We start from the raw sequence: 18544 nt of genomic DNA, 5'->3' as shown, positions 1-18544 counted from the left end.
CTCAGAGATCAATGATCACTTGATGATCTTGGTGACGCGACCGGCACCGACGGTGCGGCCACCTTCGCGGATGGCGAAGCGCAGGCCCTCGTCCATGGCGACCGGCTGGATGAGCACAACGCTCATCTCGGTGTTGTCGCCCGGCATGACCATTTCGGTGCCCTCGGGGAGGGTCACGACGCCGGTCACGTCGGTGGTACGGAAGTAGAACTGCGGACGGTAGTTGTTGAAGAACGGGGTGTGGCGGCCGCCCTCGTCCTTCGACAGGATGTACGCCTGGCCCTCGAACTCGGTGTGCGGGGTGGTGGTGCCCGGCTTCACGATGACCTGGCCACGCTCGACGTCCTCACGCTTGAGGCCGCGGAGCAGCAGACCCGCGTTGTCGCCGGCCTGAGCCGAGTCGAGCAGCTTGTGGAACATCTCGATGCCGGTGACGGTGGTCTTCTGCGACTTCTCGCGGATACCGACGATCTCGACTTCCTCGTTCACGTTGACCGAGCCGCGCTCCACACGACCGGTGACAACGGTGCCACGGCCGGTGATGGTGAAGACGTCCTCGACGGGCATGAGGAACGGCTTGTCGGTCTCGCGGACCGGATCCGGGATCGACTCGTCGACGGCAGCCATGAGCTCCTCGACCGACTTGGCCCACTCCGGGTCACCCTCAAGAGCCTTGAGAGCCGACACCTTGACGACGGGGGCTTCCTCGTCGAATTCCTGAGCGGCCAGCAGTTCGCGGACCTCCATCTCGACGAGCTCGAGGATTTCCTCGTCGTCGACCATGTCGGCCTTGTTCAGCGCGACCAGGATGTACGGAACGCCGACCTGGCGGGCCAGCAGCACGTGCTCACGGGTCTGCGGCATCGGGCCGTCGGTGGCGGCGACCACGAGGATCGCGCCGTCCATCTGGGCGGCACCGGTGATCATGTTCTTGATGTAGTCGGCGTGGCCCGGAGCGTCGACGTGTGCGTAGTGACGCTTCTCGGTCTCGTACTCAACATGCGAGATGTTGATGGTGATGCCACGAGCCTTCTCTTCAGGAGCCTTGTCGATCTGATCGAACGCGAAGCTCTTGTTGAGGTCCGGGTACTTGTCGTGCAGCACCTTGGTGATGGCCGCCGTCAGGGTGGTCTTGCCGTGGTCGACGTGACCGATGGTGCCGATGTTCACGTGCGGCTTGGTCCGCTCGAACTTCGCCTTCGCCACTTGATTGTCCTCCTGGACTGTTGCACTGCTGGGCGGATCCCAGCAGAGAATTTTTATGGGGTTGTTGTCGCGCCGTGGATCCCCGAGGTCCGGGGGGCGCTGCGCGGTCCTCGTCACGAGGAGCGCTCCGCTGGGGCCGGTGGTGGGCGGACGGTCTGCCCGCCCACCGCCAGGCGGCGGTAGTACTACTCGCCGGTGGCCTTCGCGATGATCTCCTTCGACACGTTCGCCGGAACCTCGGCGTAGGAGTCGAACACCATGGAGTAGTTTGCCCGGCCCTGGGTCTTCGACCGAAGGTCTCCGATGTAGCCGAACATCTCCGACAGCGGCACCTGTGCCTTGACGACACGAGCACCGCTGCGCTCCTCCATGGCCTGGATCTGGCCACGGCGGGAGTTCAGGTCGCCGATCACGTCACCCATGTAATCCTCAGGGGTGGTGACCTCGACGGCCATGATCGGTTCGAGGATGACCGGGTTGGCCTGCCTCGCAGCTTCCTTGAGGGCCTGCGCGCCGGCGATCTTGAAGGCCATTTCCGACGAGTCGACGTCGTGGTACTGACCGTCGAGCAGCGTCACCTTCAGGTTCACCAGCGGGTAGCCGGCGAGCACACCGTACTGCATGGCGTCCTGTGCACCCGCGTCCACCGACGGGATGTACTCGCGCGGAACGCGACCACCGGTGACAGCATTCTCGAACTCGTAGGTCGCGCCGTCCTCGGCGTCGACGAGCGGTTCGAGCTTGATGATGACCTTGGCGAACTGCCCCGACCCACCGGTCTGCTTCTTGTGGGTGTACTCGTGCTTCTCGACCACGCGGCGAATGGTTTCGCGGTAGGCGACCTGGGGCTTGCCCACGTTCGCCTCGACCTTGAACTCACGGCGCATCCGGTCCACCAGGATGTCGAGGTGGAGCTCGCCCATGCCGCCGATGACGGTCTGGCCGGTCTCCTCGTCGAGCTTCACCGAGAAGGTCGGATCCTCTTCGGCGAGCTTCTGGATCGCGGTGCCCAGCTTCTCCTGGTCGGACTTGGTCTTCGGCTCGATCGAGACGTTGATGACCGGGTCCGGGAAGCTCATCGACTCCAGGACGATCGGCGCATCGGCGGCACACAGGGTGTCACCGGTGGTCGTGTCCTTGAGGCCGATCATCGCGTAGATGTGGCCCGCGGTGGCGTCCTCGACCGGCATTTCCTTGTTGGCGTGCATCTGGAAGAGCTTTCCGATGCGCTCCTTCTTGCCCTTGGTCGAGTTGAGGACCTGGGTACCGGCGGTGAGGTGGCCGGAGTACACCCGCACGAAGGTCAGCTTGCCGAAGAACGGGTGAGCCGCGATCTTGAAGGCCAGCGCCGAGAACGGCTCGTCCTTGCTGGGCTTGCGGATCAGTTCCTGTTCCTCGTCGCCCACCTTGTGACCGTGCACCTCGCCGATGTCCAGCGGAGTCGGCAGGAAGTCGATCACCGCGTCGAGCATCGGCTGCACGCCGCGGTTCTTGAACGCCGAACCACACAGCACCGGGTACAGCTCGGAGTTGACGGTCATCTTGCGGATGGCGCCCTTGATCTCCTCGATGGTGAGTTCCTCGCCGGAGAAGTACTTCTCCATGAGGGCCTCGTCCGACTCGGCGACCGTTTCGAGCAGCTTCTCGCGGTACTCGGCGGCCTTGTCAGCGAGATCGGCGGGGATCTCCTGCACCTCGTACGAGGCACCCATCGTCACGTCGCCCTTGGCGTCGCCCGGCCAGACCAGCGCCCGCATCTCGAGGAGGTCGACGACACCGACGAAGTCGTCCTCCGCGCCGATCGGGAGCTGCAGGACCAGCGGCTTGGCGCCGAGCCGGTCGATGATGGTCTGCACGGTGAAGTAGAAGTCCGCGCCGAGCTTGTCCATCTTGTTGACGAAGCAGATACGCGGGACGTCGTACTTGGCGGCCTGCCGCCACACCTGCTCGGACTGCGGCTCGACGCCTTCCTTGCCGTCGAACACGGCAACGGCGCCGTCGAGGACGCGCAGCGAACGCTCGACCTCGACGGTGAAGTCGACGTGGCCGGGGGTGTCGATGATGTTGATCTGGTTCTTGTTCCAGAAGCACGTCACCGCGGCGGAGGTGATGGTGATACCACGCTCCTTCTCCTGCTCCATCCAGTCGGTGGTCGAGGCACCGTCGTGGGTTTCACCGATCTTGTAGTTCACACCGGTGTAGAAGAGGATTCGCTCCGTGGTGGTGGTCTTGCCGGCATCGATGTGCGCCATGATGCCGATGTTGCGAACCTTGTTCAGGTCGCTGAGCACTTCCTGTGCCATTACGTTCCCTTCGGGAAGTTTATTGACTAAAGGCAGATCTTATTCGCAAGGGTCGCTCGCTACGCTCGCGCCGCCGAAACAAGTTTCGGCGGGCTGGGGCGGGATTCGCTTCGCTGCATCCCGCCCCAGCAACCGTTATGGACTTATCCGTTCCGCAATACGCGTCGCCATGCCCTCGCGACAAGACCATCTGGCGTAGCCCTGCGCAGTAGCAATGCCCTGCGCAGCAGCGTTCACCAGCGGTAGTGCGCGAACGCCCGGTTGGCCTCGGCCATCTTGTGCGTGTCCTCGCGACGCTTCACCGAGGCACCGAGACCGTTGGAGGCGTCGAGCAGCTCGTTGGCCAGACGCTCGACCATGGTCTTCTCACGGCGCTGCCGGCTGAAGGTGACCAGCCAGCGCAGGGCGAGGGTGTTGGCGCGACCCGGCTTGACCTCGATCGGCACCTGGTAGGTGGCACCACCGACGCGGCGGCTCTTGACCTCAAGCGTGGGCTTGACGTTGTCGAGGGCGCGCTTGAGGGTGATGACCGGGTCGGTGCCGGTCTTGTCCCGGGCCTGCTCGAGAGCCTGGTAGACGATGCGCTCGGCGGTCGACTTCTTGCCGTCGAGCAGGATCTTGTTGATCAGCTGGGTGACCAGCGGCGAACCGTAGACCGGGTCGTTGATCAGCGGACGCTTGGGAGCGGGTCCTTTACGTGGCATGTCGCTTATCCCTTCTTGGCGCCGTATTTGCTGCGGGCCTGCTTGCGGTCCTTGACGCCCTGGGTGTCGAGCGAGCCGCGGATGACCTTGTAACGAACACCGGGGAGGTCCTTCACGCGACCACCGCGGACGAGCACCATCGAGTGCTCCTGCAGGTTGTGACCCTCACCGGGGATGTAGGCGGTGACCTCGACAGAGGTGGTCAGTCGCACACGGGCGACCTTCCGGAGCGCCGAGTTCGGCTTCTTCGGGGTGGTGGTGTACACGCGGGTGCACACGCCGCGACGCTGCGGGCTCTCTTTCAGAGCCGCGGTCTTGGTCTTCGACGGCTTGTCGTGGCGGCCCTTGCGGACCAGCTGGTTAATGGTTGGCACTGAGGCCCTTCCTTGGTTGGCAGTCTTCTTCGTTGCGGTTTGTGCTCCGGGCAGGATCCGCGAACCGAGGTCCACGGTTACTCCGCAACTCGCCCCACCGGCACATAAGTGCTGGTCAGTACATGTATCGCTACCCCGAGGTCGGGCGTGTTGCCGATCCTCGCATTAGCGCCTGTCAGCGCTGCGCGTCCTCCGCGGAGTCTCCTCCGAGCATGCGGGTGGGCACGCAGACTGGCCCAGCATGTGCCGGGCACCGCCGATTCACTCTACCGATCCGATTTGCACAGGTCAAAAAGCGCTCACCCAGCGCAAACAAGAGGCAGACCCACGATGACCACAACCCGCCCCTCTCCGCCCGCCAAGCCACCCCCTCCGCCCGCCAAGCCACCCCCTCGCTGGTTGAGGTGCGACGAGCCGCAAGGCGAGGAGCCTCGAAACCCGGTGACCCGACAGTGTCCGCAACCACCACAGATACCCTCGACCTCATGCGCGTGGCGACCTGGAATGTGAACTCGGTGAAGCAACGGATCCCCCGTCTCCTGCCCTGGCTCGACCAGCGGCAGCCGGACGTCGTCTGCCTGCAGGAGACCAAGCTCTCCGACGACGCCTTCCACGACGTTCTCGGCGCCGACCTGGCCGAACGCGGCTACGAGATCGCCCACAACGGCCAGGGTCAGTGGAACGGGGTGGCGCTGCTGAGCCGCGTCGGCCTCGACGACGTGCAGCACGGTTTCGCCGACGTCCCCGAGTACGACGGCAAAGTGGAGGCGCGTGCGGTGTCGGCGGTGTGCGGCGGCGTCCGCGTCTATTCGCTGTACGTGCCCAACGGCCGCGAGCCCGACTCGCCGCACTACATCTACAAACTCGACTGGCTGGCCAAGCTCGGTGCGTCCATCGCCGACCCGGCGTCGACGATGCTGTGCGGCGATATCAACATCGCACCCACCGACGCCGACGTCTACGACCCGGCCTCGTTCGACGGCCACACCCACGTGACGGCTCCCGAACGCGACGCCCTCGCCGCGCTCGAAGCGCTCGGCCTGACCGATGTGGTGCGGCGCCGCTGGCCCGGCGAACGGGTGTACAGCTACTGGGATTACCGGGCGGGCATGTTCCACAAGGACCTCGGCATGCGGATTGACCTGATCCTGGCCGGCAGTGATCCGGCCGAACGCACCAAGGCCGCCTGGGTCGACAGGCTGGCGCGCAAGGGCACCAAACCCAGTGACCACGCCCCCGTCATCGCCGACCTCGACACCGCCCCCGACGGTGACGTCGGCCCGATGGTCCCGCCGCCGTCCAATCCGGCCAAACGCGGCGGCAAGAAGGTTCCGCTGCCCCAGTCACAGGACAAGTGATGGCGAAGCTCGCCCGGACGAACCCCGCCCTGGCCAAGGCGATCAAGCCGGCCGCGACCAGGGTGGCCGGCGTCTACGGTGGCGCGGTAGGTCTGCTTCTCGGCGCCGCCCGCCGCACCGGTCTCCGGCGCCTGCCGGGGCCGCCGTCGACGACCGGCCTGCTGGTCGGCGCCAACGTCCTGGCGCTGACGTTCTGGCTCGGCCCGATCGGGCTCGCGGCGTCGGTGTTCGCCGGCCTGACCGCCGCCGCGATCACCGCGCTGACGGTCCGGTCCCGGCCCCTCAACGCGTACGAACGCGCCATCGCCGTCCAGGTGTTCGGCGAAGCTGCCTGGCTCGACGATGTGCACCTGACGACGATGTCGGTGCAGCACGGCCGGGCCTTCGCGTTCCCCGGCGCGGACGGCCGCACCTATCTCAACCTGGGCGCCAAGGGTTTTCACGCTCCGCTCGACGGCAATCGCCTCTACCCGGCGATCGGCCAGATCCTCGTCCACGAACTCACCCACGCCTGGCAGATCGAGCACTCGAAGTCGTTGGCCGCGTTCCTGTCTCACGCCGCCGAGGTCCAGCTCCGCAACGAACTCGGCGAACGCGTTTACGACATCGGTTCCGCCCCGGTCGTCTGGTCCGAGTGCAATCTCGAACAGCAGGCCACCGCCGTCGACCGCTGGTACGCCGGCCGCCGCTCGCCCACCAACCGCCAGCTGGATCCCGAAGCCACCGACGCCACCACCATCACCAACGCCCTGCACCGCAACCTGTGAGCGTTCCTGTCCGAGACGTCGACATATCTAAACCTTGCGCAGCATTCGCCGCGAATCGGGAACCGTCATTGCCGGAATCGTTCCAGCAGGTCGTTCAGGTCAACGGGTTCAGGCACGTTGCCCGGAGCGTGCCGCACGGGTCGGTTCAACATGACCGAGACGCCCAGGGCGTCCGCGACGCGCATCACCATGTCAAGCGGCGCCGAGGGCTTGTCGCCCATCTCGAAGGCGTTGAGCCACTGCCGGCCGACGCCCGCGATCTCGGCCAGCGCCAACTGACTCGTCCCCTGCTCCAGACGTTCCGCACGCAGCGCGGGGCCGAGGTCGGAGGACCTGGACACCTCGACTGTCGTCATTCGACGACAGTACCACTTGTCGCCGTATGACGACAGGCGTCGTGGCCACATCGGTCCGGTGCAGCTGACTGGCGCGGTCGTCGTCTGACCGTACGAATTGGCGTCGCCACCCGTGGCACAGGGCGTTGCCATGTCGATAGCGTGACGGCCATGTTCACCGCTGCGCAGCTCTGGCCCGTTCCGTCGGCGGATACCACCGAGGTGGCGGGGGTCGCGCTTCCGCCCGGACAGCAGGTCATCGCGCGCGAGGCCGACAAGCCGGCTCCGGTGGCCTGGATCTCCAACGACATTCTCGACGCCGATACCCTCACCGACCACGTCCGTGCTCTGGCGGCGGTGTACCCGACGACGGGCCTGTGGCCGCTGCGCGCCGAACTCTATCGAGACTCGCTGCAACGCCCGTGGTTCGACGGCGAACTCGGCGGTCTCGACACCCGCACCGTCGACGCCGCCGGGATCCTCGCCGGCCGCCCCGCCCCGGAGTACACCTCACCGGCCGATCCCGTTCCGGGACAATCGCTGTCGTCGGCGATGCTGAACGTCACACAACCCGGCGGACTCCTGCTGGTGCCCACGCACCGGCCGGCCGACGTCCCCAAGGTTCTCGGCTGGCTCGGCGGCTGCAACTACGACATCCTGGGCGAGTCCGCCTCAGCAGTGCTGCGCTCATGGGAGGACCGATTCGGCACCACGATCACCGGCATCGGCTTCGACACCATGTCCGTGCAATTCGCCCGGACCCCCGAGACCAGCGATCAGCTCCGGCGCCTGGCCTTCGAAGTATTCGCCTTCTGCCCCGACCTCGACGAGGCGGAACCCGACGACCTCGCCGAATTCATCAGCGACGAGCACGCCCTCGGATTCTGGTGGGACTGATCGTCCCGTTCATTTCGGACGACGACTCGGCCGCCGCTTCCACGAGTTGCGGTCTGATCCGGATCCCGGAGCGGACCGCAACCGGTTCACCGAAAGTCCGCCGATGTCGACGAGACGTTCACTCCCCCAACGCCGACCGCACCAGCTCGATGTAGGTGGCGACCACCTGGGCGCGGCGTTTCGAGTCGTCGGAGAGGGTGTCGGCCAGGCCGAGGCCGCGGGCGAGGTCGAGGGTGAGCTGGGCGATGCGGTGGATCCGCTGGTCGTCGTCCGAGGGCCCGAGGGCCTGCACGGTCATCCGGTGCGCGGCGCGGGCGAACTTCGCTTCGAGCGGCAGGATCAGTTCGCGCAGCGCCGGGTCGGAGGCGGCGGCCGCCCACACCTGTAGGGCGGCCTTGAATTCCTTGCCCGTGTAGATGGCTACGGCGCGATCGACGACGGCGGCGATGCGGTCGCCGGCCGGCTCGGTGGCGGTGGTTTCCGAGGTGACCGCGGTGAGGTCGGCGAAGATCTGTTCCAGGGTGGCGGTGACCAGGGCTCCGCGGGTCGGGAAATGATGCTGGGCGGCGCCGCGCGACACCCCGGCACGAGCGGCGACGGTGGCGACGGTCGCCGCCGCCCAACCCTGTTCGGCGAGCACGTCGACGGCCGCACGCAGCAACCCTTCCCGGGTGATGCGTGAACGTTCTTGCTGCGGAATGCGTTCGGTCACGTCAGGTCCCAGGCCGGATTACGTCTCGACAGGAACGCGGTCATTCCCTCGCGAGCATCGTCGGTGCCGAATAGCGCGGCCGATTCGTCGGCACGCCGGGCCGCCTTGTCGGTGAAGGAGGCCAGCACGCTTTCGGTGGTCAGGGCTTTCGACGCCGCCAGCCCTTGCGGCGATGCCTTGCGAATGCCGGTCAACACCTCGCCCATCAGTGCGTCGACACCTTCCCCGTTGTCGGCGGACGCGGTGAGCAGGCCGATGTCGACGGCCTGCTCCGGTCCGAACTTCTCTCCGGTGAGAAAGTAGCGCGACGCCGCCCGCGACGAAAGCCGGGGCAGCACGGTGAGCGAGATGACGGCGGGCGCCAGGCCGAGCCGCGATTCGGTGAGCGCGAAAGTGCAGGCCGGGCCGCCGATCGCGATGTCGGCGGCGGCGACGATCCCGAATCCACCTGCCCGCACGTGGCCGTCGATCCGGGCGATCACCGGTTTGGGCAGTACCAGGATGGAGCGCATCAGCTCGATCATGGCCCCGGTCCCCTGCGCCGACGCCTCCTCGGGTGTCGCGCCCGACGCCAGCGCCTCACTCAGATCGGCTCCGGCGCAGAAGGTTCCGCCGGTGTGCGTGAGCACCACCGCCCGCACCCCGTCGTTCTCGGCCGCCTCGGCCAGTCCCGCACCCAGCTGCGCCACCAGCGTGGTACTCAGCGCGTTCCGGTTCTTCGGCGAATCCAGCGTCAGCGTCAGTACTCCCGCGTCGACGTCCCGCCGCACCAGTGTCTCGGTCACCGTCATCTCCTTCTCGTGGTTACCAACACTGTCGGCTCACCGGGTTTCGAGGCTCCTCGCCCAGCGGCTCGTCACACCTACGCGCTGGTTGAGGTGTGAGGAGCGCTAGCGACGAGCCTCGAAACCCCGTGAGCCAACGATGTTCTCAGTACGACTTCGGCAGCCCAAGACTCGCCTGCGCCACGAAGTTCAGCACCATCTCGCGGCTCACCGGGGCGATCCGCGTGACCCGGGCCAGCCCGAGCGCCGACGCCAGCCCGTATTCGACGGTCAGACCGTTGCCACCGAGCGAATGCACCGCCTGGTCGACGGTTTTCACGCACGCCTCACCGGCCGCGTACTTGGCCATATTGGCGGCTTCGGCGGCACCCCAATCGTCGCCGGAGTCGTACAGGACAGCAGCCTTCTGCATCATCAGCTTGGCCAGCTCGATGTCGATCTTGCACTGCGCCAGCGGATGCGAGATCGCCTGATGGGTGGCAATGGGCGCCTTCCACACCGTCCGGTCCTTCACATAGTCGACGGCCTTGCCGAGCGCGTACCGGGCCATCCCCACCCCCGTCGCCGCGGCCATGATCCGTTCGGGGTTGAGTCCGGCGAACAGTTGCGCCAGCCCCGCATCCTCGTCGCCGATCAATGCGTCGGCGGGCAGCCGCACGTCGTCGAAGAACAGTTGGAATTGTTTTTCCGGGTTGACCAGTTCCATGTCGATCATGGTGCGGCTGAATCCGGGTGCGTCGGTGGGCACCACGAACAGTGCCGGTTTGAGTTTGCCGGTCTTGGAGTCCTCGGTGCGGGCGACGATGAGTACCGAATCCGCCTGGTCCACACCGGAGATGAACACCTTCTGCCCGCTGAGCAGCCAGTCGGACCCGTCACGCCGGGCGGTGGTGGTGATGTTGTGCGAATTGGATCCGGCGTCGGGTTCGGTGATGCCGAAAGCCATCACGTACGACCCGTCGGCCAGCCCGGGCACCCAGCGCTGCTTCTGTTCGTCGGTGCCGTAGCGGACGATGATGTTGCCGCAGATCGCGGGCGAGACCACCAACATCAGCAGTCCGGTTCCGGCTGCGGCGATCTCCTCCATGACGATCGACAGTTCGTACATCCCGGCCCCGCCGCCGCCGAATTCCTCCGGCAGGTTGACCCCGATGAAGCCGAGTTTGCCTGCCTCTTGCCATAGTTCGTCGGTCTTGCGGCCTTCCTTGGCGCAGGTGCGGAAGTACTCCTGACCGTACTTGGCAGCGAGCGCGGCCACGGCCTTGCGCAGTTCGCGGCGTTCGTCGGTTTCGGTGAAAGCGGTCATGCCTGCGCCCCTTCTTCGGTGATGACGGCGAGGACGTCGCCGACGGAAAGTTGTTGTCCTTCAGTGACTGCCAGCGTCTCGACGACGCCGTCGGCGGGTGCGCTGATGGTGTGTTCCATCTTCATCGCCTCCAGCCAGATGAGCGGCTGCCCCGCGGTCACCCGATCGCCCTCGGCGACGGCAATCCTGATCACCGACCCCGGCATCGGCGCCAGCAGCGAACCGGGCTTCTGCACGGCCGAAGGATCGATGAACCGCGGCACGGCCCGCAGTGCCACAGCGATTCCCGGTCCGTCCACATACACGGAGTCGCCGTACTGCACGACGCTCAGGGCCCGCAACACCCCGTCCACATCGAGGCTCACCACGTAACCATCGCCCTGGGCCGAACCCCTTCGCCGGTTGAGGTGTGAGGAGCGCAAGCGACGAGCCTCGAAACCCGGTGACCCGATATCGCCGCCTTCCCGCACGTCGACGACCCGCACCCGCGGGTGATCGGGGAGTTCGTACCCGTGGCGGGCCGGCCGGTACCGCACGATGATCTCGTCTGAGTCCGAACCACCCACGGCCGCATACTTCTTGGTCTGATATCCCGATGCCAGATTGCGCCACCCACCGGGCACCCCACCCTGCACCGGCGCCGACGCCCTGTTCGCCGCCGCATCGGCCAACGCGGCGGCGAGCGCCGCGAGCCGCACCTCGTCGTCACCGGCCGCCGGTGCGACCAGCGCCGCATATCCAGCTGCGGACGAGTCGAGGAATCCGGTGTCGGTCCGCCCGTCGAGAAAGTTCTTGTCCCGCAGAATGTTCACCAGCAGGTCGCGGTTGGTGACCGGCCCGTGCAGCGTCGCATCCGAGAGCGCACGCGCGAGCATGGCCGCGGCCCTTCGCCGGTCGGGCGCCCACGAGATCACCTTCGCCAGCATCGGATCGTAGAAGGTGGAGATCTGCGATCCCGAGTCGATTCCGGCGTCGACACGGACACCGGGCCGCGTCAGACCGGAGAACACAGCGTCGGAACGGATGTCGACGGCGTGCACCGTCCCCGACTGCGGCTGCCAGTCGGCGGCCGGGTCCTCGGCGTACAGCCGCACCTCGATGGCATGACCGGAACTCGCCGGTTCTTCGCCGTCGAGGGCCTCACCGTCGGCGATGCGCAGTTGCCATTCCACCAGGTCGGTGCCGGTGGTCAGTTCGGTGACCGGATGTTCCACCTGCAGCCGGGTATTGGTTTCCAGGAAGTAGAACCGGCCCTGTTCGTCGGCAAGGAATTCGACGGTTCCGGCCCCCACGTAGTCGATGGCTTTGGCCGCATCGCGGGCGGCAGCGTAGAGCCGGTCCCTCAGGTCACCACCTACCCGGTCGACGAGCGGTGCCGGTGCCTCCTCCACCACCTTCTGGTGCCGCCGCTGAATGGAGCAGTCGCGTTCGCCGACGGCCCACACCGCTCCGTACGTGTCGGCGAGGACCTGGACCTCGATGTGATGTCCGCGTTCGACATACGGTTCGCAGAACACCGTCGGATCACCGAACGCCGACTGCGCCTCCCGCGCCGCCGCCTCCACCTGCGCCGGGAGGTCGGCGAGGTCCCGCACGATCCGCATGCCCCGGCCACCACCACCGGCGGACGCCTTGATCAGCAGCGGAAGATCGGCTTCGGTCGCCGACGCCGGGTCGATCGACCCGAGTACCGGAACCCCCGCCCGGTCCATGAGTGCTTTCGCGTTGACCTTGGCGCCCATCGCCTCGATGGCGGCGGGCGGCGGCCCGATCCACACCAGCCCGGCGTCGATCACGGCCTGCGCGAATGCGGCGTTCTCGGAGAGGAATCCGTAGCCCGGGTGAATCGCGTCGGCACCGGCGGCGATGGCGGCGGCGATGATCGCCTCACCGCGCAGATAGGTCTCGGCGGAGGTCTCTCCCGGCAACCGGACGGCGACGTCGGCGGCCCGCACGTGTGGCATGCCGGCGTCGGGGTCGGAGAACACGGCGACCGTCGACAATCCCATCCGTCGGCAGGTGGCGAACACCCGGCAGGCGATCTCGCCACGATTGGCGACCAGCACAGAAATTATGCTCATGAATGAAGTCCCCTCACATCCGGAAGACGCCGAAGTTGCTGGTGCCCTTGACCTCTGCCGTGTCGATTGCCGACAGGCACAGCCCGAGCACCGTTCTGGTGTCGCGTGGGTCGATCACACCGTCGTCGTAGAGCATTCCCGACAGGAACGTCGGCACCGATTCGAGTTCGATCTGCGCCTCGATCATGGCGCGCAGCCCGGCGTCGGCCTGCTCGTCCACCACCCCGCCGCGGGCCTCGGTGGCGGCGCGGGACACGATGGAGATCACGCCGGCGAGCTGCGCGGCGCCCATCACCGCCGATTTGGCACTGGGCCAGGCGAACAGGAACCGCGGATCGTAGGCGCGCCCGCACATTCCGTAATGTCCGGCGCCGTAGCTGGCACCCATCAGGACCGAGATGTGCGGCACCGTCGAGTTCGACACCGCGTTGATCATCGCCGACCCGTGTTTGATGATGCCGCCCTGCTCGTATTCCTTGCCCACCATGTAGCCGGTGGTGTTGTGCAGGAACAGCAGTGGGGTGTCGCTGCGGTTGGCGAGCTGGATGAACTGGGTGGCCTTCTGCGATTCGGCGCTGAACAGCACACCCTGCGCGTTCGCCAGAATCCCCACCGGATAGCCGTGGATACGGGCCCAGCCGGTGCAGAGCGACGACCCGTATTCGGGTTTGAATTCGTCGAAGTCGCTGTCGTCGACGATTCGGGCGATCACGTCCCGTGGGTTGAATGGGATCTTCAGGTCCGGCGGCACGATACCAACGAGTTCCTCGGCGTCGTACCGTGGTTCGATGACCGGTGCCACCGGGCCGGGCCCCTTCTTGTGCCAGTTGAGGCGGGCCACAATACGCCGGCCGAGGCGGATACAGTCCTGTTCGTCGGCGGCGTAGTAGTCGGCCAGACCCGACGTGCGGGCGTGCATCTGCGCGCCGCCGAGCGATTCGTCGTCGCTTTCCTCACCGGTGGCCATCTTCACCAGCGGCGGACCGCCGAGGAACACCTTCGACTGATTCTCGATCATCACCGTGTGATCGCTCAGACCCGGCACGTAGGCACCGCCGGCGGTAGAATTGCCGAACACGAGTGCGATGGTGGGGATTCCGGCCGCCGACAGCCGGGTCAGATCCCGGAACATCCGGCCGCCCGGGATGAACACCTCTTTCTGGGTGGGCAGGTCGGCGCCGCCCGACTCCACCAGCGACACCACCGGCAGCCGGTTCTCCAGAGCTATGTCGTTGCCGCGCAGGATCTTCCGCAGGGTCCACGGGTTGGAGGTGCCGCCCTTGACGGTGGGGTCGTTGGCGCTGATCAGGCATTCGACGCCCTCGATCACGCCGATCCCCATCACCACCGACGCGCCCACCGGGAACTGCGAGCCGTGCGCGGCGAGCGGGCACAGTTCCAGGAACGCGGTGTCGGGATCGATGAGCATCTCGATCCGTTCACGGGCGAGCATCTTGCCGCGCTTGCGGTGCCGTTCCACGTATTTCTCGCCACCGCCGGCCAGGACCTTGTCGAATTCGGCCGACAATTCGCCAAGCTTCTCGGTCATCGACTCGCTGTTGCGGGCGAAGTCGTCTCCTGCGACATCCACCGTCGAACGTAGTGCCGTCATCGCTGATACCCCAATCGTTTTGCCGCGAGCGCGGTGAGGATTTCGGTGGTGCCGCCGCCGATGCCGATGATCCGCATGTCGCGGTACTGGCGTTCCACCTCGGTTCCCGTCATGTAGCCGAGCCCGCCGAACAACTGCACCGCCTGGTTGGCCACCCATTCACCGGCCTCGACGGCGGTGTTCTTGGCGAAGCAGACCTCGGCGAGCAGGTCGTCGGAGGCATGCCCGCCGGTCTGCCCGGCCTCGACGGCCGTTTTCCGTTCGACGACGGCGCGGGTGTAGGTGCGGGCGATGTCGACGCGGCGGGCCATGTCGGCGAGGGTGTTCTGCACCGACTGCCGTGAGATGAGCGGTTTGCCGAACGTCTCCCGGTCCCGCGTCCACTGCAGGGTCAGGTCGAGGCAGCGCTGGGCGCTGGCGTAGGCCTGCACCGCGAGCGCGGATCGTTCGGTGACGAAGGCCTGCGCGATCTGCGCGAATCCCGAATTCTCCGGTCCCACCAGATTCGCCACCGGCACCCGCACGTCGACGTACGACAGTTCGCCGGTATCAGAGCTGCGCCAGCCCATCTTGTCGAGCCTGCGGGTGACGCTGAATCCGGGGGTGTCGGTGTCGATGACGAGCAGCGACACCCCGGCCGCGCCCGGACCGCCGGTGCGGACGGCGGTGACGATGAAGTCGGCGCGGGTCGCGGAGGTGATGTAGGCCTTGGAGCCGTTGACGATGTAGTGGTCACCGTCGCGGATGGCGCTGGTGCGCAGGTGTCCGACGTCGCTGCCGCCGCCCGGTTCGGTGATCGCGAGGCTGCCGATCAGCTCACCGGCCAGGGTGGGCCGCACCCAGCGGTCGATCTGCGCCGGATCTCCGGCGGCGATCATATGCGGCAACGCGATCCCGTGCGTGAACAGCGACGCGTACACACCGCCCGCGGCTCCGGCGTAGTGAAATTCTTCGCCGACGACGGTGGTGTCGAGCAGGTCTCCGCCCGAGCCGCCGACCTCCTCGGGAATCCCGATCCCCAGCAGTCCGAGTTCGGCCGCCGCACGGTGCAGCGACCGCGGCAGTTCCCCGTCGCGTTCCCACTGATCCTGATGCGGCAGCACATGTTTACCCACGAAGTCACGGACGGTCTCCCGCAGCGCGAGCCGCTCCGGGGTATCCCACACCGCACTACCTATCGGCACCGCATTCCTCCTTTTGCCAACCGTCCAGATCGCTCGGTGACAGGACATCGTTCTCTCACCGGATTTCGAGGCTCGGCCGCCGGGCGGCCTCGCACCTCAATCAACAAGGGGGTCCGCTCCCCGAAAACCACCCGTCGCCGCTGGTTGAGGTGCGACGAGCCGCTAGGCGAGGAGCCTCGAAACCCGGCGAGCCGACGATGTCCTCAACCATCGACTCCACCCAGGAACCGTTCGGGCACATCGACATTCCGCGAACGTAGCCACTCCCCGAGCCCCTTGGCCTGCGGATCGAAGCGGACGTTGTCGGCCACACCCCGCCCGAGGATCCCCTCGATGACGAAGTTGATCGCGAGGAGGTTGGGCAGCGGGTACCGGTGCACGGTCAGCTCCGCGACCTCCGGCAACAACGACCGCAGCAAATCGACGTCAAGGGTGGCGTTGAGCCAGTCGAATTGATCCCGATCCCGCACCCACACACCGATGTTCGCGCTGCCACCCTTGTCTCCGGAGCGCGCCCCGGCAATAAGCCCGAGCGGCACCGACCGTGTCGGACCCCAATCCCGCGCCACCACAGCCACTTCGGTCGGTTCGTCGGCGGCGGGCCGCCCCCGCAGCGGGCTCGGATCGATGCGCTGTACCACCCCCGACGGGAACGCCACCCGATGCTCCACCTCGGCCGCGTCGACATATCCGGGCTCGAAAACCCCGTACGGCGAACCATTTCCGGGTGGTGCGGTCATGGTGAATCCGGGGTAGCTCGCCAACGCCAGCTCGACGGCGGTCGAGGTGAACGTCCGCCCGACGATTGACGGGTCGGTGTCCCGCACGACGCACCGCAGCAACGCACTGGCCTGTTCCTCGGTGGCGGCGTCGGGCCGGTCGAGCCGCGACAGCGTCCACTCCATCGATTCGGGACGCGTGGGCAGCGCCGCCTCGAACTGTTCGGTGAACAGCGCCGCCTTGGCGTCCACGTCGAGACCGGTGAGCACCACATTGATCTCGTTGCGCAGTCCGGCAAGGTAGTTGAGCGACACCTTGACCGTCGACGGCGGTGCCTCGCCGCGCACCCCGCTCACCGATACCCGGTCCGGCCCCACCTGCGCGAGTTCGATGGTGTCGAGGCGGGTGGTCACGTCGGGTCCGAGGTACCGCGGCCCGCCGATCTCGTACAGCAGTTGCGCGGTCACCGTTCCCACGGTGACCGCACCGTCGGTGCCGTCGTGTTTGGTGATCACCGACGATCCGTCAGCGGCGATCTCGGCGATCGGGAATCCGATGCGGGTCATCGCCGGGATCTCGGTGAAGAACGCGTAGTTGCCGCCGGTGGCCTGGGCACCGCATTCGATGATGTGCCCGGCGACGGTCGCTCCGGCGAGTGCGTCGAGGTCGTCGTAGCCCCAACCGTGGGCGCTGGCGGCGGCGCCGATGGCCAGCGAGGCGTCGGTGACCCGGCCGGTGACCACCACATCGGCCCCGGCGTCGAGCGCCTCCTTGATCCCGAACGCCCCGAGATAGGCGTTGGCGGTCAAGGGATTTCCCAGCCCGAGCGCCTGTGCCCGCGGCAGCAGGTCGTCGCCGCAGACGAACCCGACGGACGCGTCGACGTCCAGCTTCTCGGCAAGCTCGCGCAGCGCGACGGCCAGCCCGTGCGGGTTGAGCCCGCCGGCGTTGACGACGATCTTCACACCGCGGTCGACGGCGAGGCCGAGCGAATCCTCCATCTGCCGCAGAAAGGTTTTCGCGTACCCCAGGTCAGGGTTCTTCAGCTTGTCGCGGCCGAGGATGAGCATGGTGAGCTCGGCCAGGTAGTCGCCGGTGAGATAGTCCAGCTCACCGCCTTCGAGCATCTCCCGGACCGCGGAGAACCTGTCGCCGTAGAAGCCCGACGCGTTGCCGACCCTGATCACCGCTCCACCTTTTCTTCGGTTGCCGAATCTTCTTGTGGTGCCCGCTTCCCGCCGGGAGGCCCGGCGAAGCACTGCGCGATCGTCACCCAGGTGCGAGCGTCGTCGCCGGTCACCTCCAGCGCCAGATCCTCCGGCGCCCGCCGCTGCGTGATGAGCATGCAGAAGTCGATGGCGCTGCCGCGCACCGTATTCGGTGAACCCTCCGGACCCCAGGTCCACAGGTCACCCGACGGTGCGGTCAGTTCGATGCGGAATTCACCGGCCGGCGGTTCGAGCTGGTTGACCAGGTACGCGAAGTTGCGGGTCCGTACCCCGAGATGCGCGATCGACTTGAGCCGGTCGGTCGGTTCGCGCTGCACACCAAGGGTTTCGGCGACGTCGAGGCCGTGTGCCCAGGTTTCCATGAGCCGGGCCGTGGCCATCGACGCCGCCGACATGGGCGGCCCGAACCACGGGATCTGCGTTCCGGACGGTACGGCCGCCAGCGCCTCGGACAGCTTCCGCCGCCACTGTCGCCACTGCCGGAGAATCTCGGCGGGTTCGTACCGGGCCATCGCCTCGGCCTCCGCGTCGACGAAGCCGAGCGGATCGGCCCAGGCGTCGGTGAGCACGGAGTTGAACGCCTCGGCGTCGGTGGCCGCGATGGTGGCCACCATGTCGGTCCAGCACAGATGCCCGATCTGGTGGGCGATGCTCCACCCCTCCGCCGGGGTGGGCCGCGCCCACTCCTCCGCCGGCAGGTCCGCCACGATCTCGTCCACCGATGCCGATTCGGCGTCCAGGTCCGCTATCAGCTGCTCGATCAGCGCCATGTCTCCGACGATCACACACCGGTTCAAAAAAAGCAAGCACGCACGCTTGTTTTGCTGGGCGACACTGTCGTCTCACGAGGTTTCGAGGCTCATCGCCTAGCGGCTCTTCGCACCTCAACCAGCGGGAAACCACCCCCACCGCCGGTTGAGGTGCGAGAAGCACAAGCCACCCAACCCGGCAACCCCCTCGCCGGTTGAGGT

Annotated in this window: 16 protein-coding genes; 3 read left to right on the top strand and 13 right to left on the bottom strand. The window is 66.8% G+C overall.

Annotated features, from left to right (window positions below; all coding sequences use genetic code 11):
* Window positions 1-15 precede the first annotated feature (15 nt).
* The 4 genes from tuf to rpsL all read right to left on the bottom strand — a co-directional run bounded on the left by tuf (window position 16) and on the right by rpsL (window position 4587).
* Entirely contained in the window at window positions 16-1206 is a 1191-nt protein-coding gene (tuf, locus tag GOAMR_RS23095; protein WP_040516240.1) for an elongation factor Tu, read from the bottom strand.
* 185 nt (window positions 1207-1391) lie between these two features.
* Complete coding sequence (gene fusA, locus GOAMR_RS23090; protein ID WP_005193547.1) at window positions 1392-3509, bottom strand: elongation factor G; 2118 nt, start codon at window positions 3507-3509, stop codon at window positions 1392-1394.
* A gap of 233 nt (window positions 3510-3742) precedes the next feature.
* Complete coding sequence (gene rpsG / locus GOAMR_RS23085) at window positions 3743-4213, bottom strand: 30S ribosomal protein S7 (RefSeq protein ID WP_005193546.1); 471 nt, start codon at window positions 4211-4213, stop codon at window positions 3743-3745.
* 5 nt (window positions 4214-4218) lie between these two features.
* Window positions 4219-4587, bottom strand: a complete 369-nt coding sequence (gene rpsL / locus GOAMR_RS23080) for a 30S ribosomal protein S12 (RefSeq protein ID WP_005193545.1) — start codon at window positions 4585-4587, stop codon at window positions 4219-4221.
* 485 nt (window positions 4588-5072) lie between these two features.
* Here rpsL and GOAMR_RS23075 point away from each other — a divergent pair, with 485 nt between their 5' ends.
* Window positions 5073-5945, top strand: a complete 873-nt coding sequence (locus GOAMR_RS23075; protein WP_040516251.1) for an exodeoxyribonuclease III — start codon at window positions 5073-5075, stop codon at window positions 5943-5945.
* Window positions 5945-6712 carry a hypothetical protein gene (locus tag GOAMR_RS23070; RefSeq protein ID WP_005193543.1) on the top strand — a complete coding sequence of 256 codons (768 nt, stop codon included), beginning with the start codon at window positions 5945-5947 and terminating at the stop codon, window positions 6710-6712. Before GOAMR_RS23075 ends, GOAMR_RS23070 begins: the two co-directional genes overlap by 1 nt.
* A gap of 65 nt (window positions 6713-6777) precedes the next feature.
* Here the strand turns inward: GOAMR_RS23070 and GOAMR_RS23065 are convergent, their stop codons facing one another.
* Window positions 6778-7068, bottom strand: coding sequence for a helix-turn-helix transcriptional regulator (locus GOAMR_RS23065; protein WP_040516238.1), 291 nt, complete (start codon window positions 7066-7068; stop codon window positions 6778-6780).
* Between the two features lie 150 nt (window positions 7069-7218).
* On the opposite strand from GOAMR_RS23065, the gene GOAMR_RS23895 reads away from it, so the two are divergent.
* Window positions 7219-7944, top strand: coding sequence for a DUF4253 domain-containing protein (locus GOAMR_RS23895; protein ID WP_005193541.1), 726 nt, complete (start codon window positions 7219-7221; stop codon window positions 7942-7944).
* 118 nt (window positions 7945-8062) lie between these two features.
* Here the strand turns inward: GOAMR_RS23895 and GOAMR_RS23055 are convergent, their stop codons facing one another.
* The 8 genes from GOAMR_RS23055 to GOAMR_RS23020 all read right to left on the bottom strand — a co-directional run bounded on the left by GOAMR_RS23055 (window position 8063) and on the right by GOAMR_RS23020 (window position 18343).
* On the bottom strand, window positions 8063-8656 hold the full coding sequence (locus tag GOAMR_RS23055; RefSeq protein ID WP_005193540.1) for a TetR/AcrR family transcriptional regulator: 594 nt from the start codon (window positions 8654-8656) through the stop codon (window positions 8063-8065).
* Complete coding sequence (locus GOAMR_RS23050; RefSeq protein ID WP_005193539.1) at window positions 8653-9447, bottom strand: enoyl-CoA hydratase family protein; 795 nt, start codon at window positions 9445-9447, stop codon at window positions 8653-8655. The genes GOAMR_RS23055 and GOAMR_RS23050 overlap by 4 nt, the downstream gene beginning before the upstream one ends.
* A gap of 139 nt (window positions 9448-9586) precedes the next feature.
* Window positions 9587-10747: an acyl-CoA dehydrogenase family protein gene (locus tag GOAMR_RS23045; protein WP_005193538.1), complete on the bottom strand. Its 1161-nt coding sequence runs from the start codon at window positions 10745-10747 to the stop codon at window positions 9587-9589.
* Window positions 10744-12828, bottom strand: coding sequence for an acetyl/propionyl/methylcrotonyl-CoA carboxylase subunit alpha (locus GOAMR_RS23040; protein WP_005193537.1), 2085 nt, complete (start codon window positions 12826-12828; stop codon window positions 10744-10746). The genes GOAMR_RS23045 and GOAMR_RS23040 overlap by 4 nt, the downstream gene beginning before the upstream one ends.
* 13 nt (window positions 12829-12841) lie before the next feature.
* Window positions 12842-14440, bottom strand: a complete 1599-nt coding sequence (locus GOAMR_RS23035) for an acyl-CoA carboxylase subunit beta (RefSeq protein WP_005193536.1) — start codon at window positions 14438-14440, stop codon at window positions 12842-12844.
* Entirely contained in the window at window positions 14437-15624 is a 1188-nt protein-coding gene (locus GOAMR_RS23030; RefSeq protein ID WP_005193535.1) for an acyl-CoA dehydrogenase family protein, read from the bottom strand. The genes GOAMR_RS23035 and GOAMR_RS23030 overlap by 4 nt, the downstream gene beginning before the upstream one ends.
* A 203-nt stretch (window positions 15625-15827) precedes the next feature.
* The gene (locus GOAMR_RS23025) at window positions 15828-17531 is read right to left on the bottom strand and encodes an acyclic terpene utilization AtuA family protein (protein WP_005193534.1); all 1704 of its coding nucleotides are present in this window, start codon (window positions 17529-17531) and stop codon (window positions 15828-15830) included.
* Window positions 17528-18343 (bottom strand): TIGR03084 family metal-binding protein, encoded by an 816-nt coding sequence (locus GOAMR_RS23020; RefSeq protein WP_040516233.1) that lies wholly within the window; start codon window positions 18341-18343, stop codon window positions 17528-17530. The genes GOAMR_RS23025 and GOAMR_RS23020 overlap by 4 nt, the downstream gene beginning before the upstream one ends.
* Window positions 18344-18544 lie beyond the last annotated feature (201 nt).

Source organism: Gordonia amarae NBRC 15530 (assembly GCF_000241345.1).
GTDB lineage: Bacteria > Actinomycetota > Actinomycetes > Mycobacteriales > Mycobacteriaceae > Gordonia > Gordonia amarae.
Note: the sequence above shows the minus strand (reverse complement) of the source record. Positions and strands in the feature narration are given on the sequence as shown.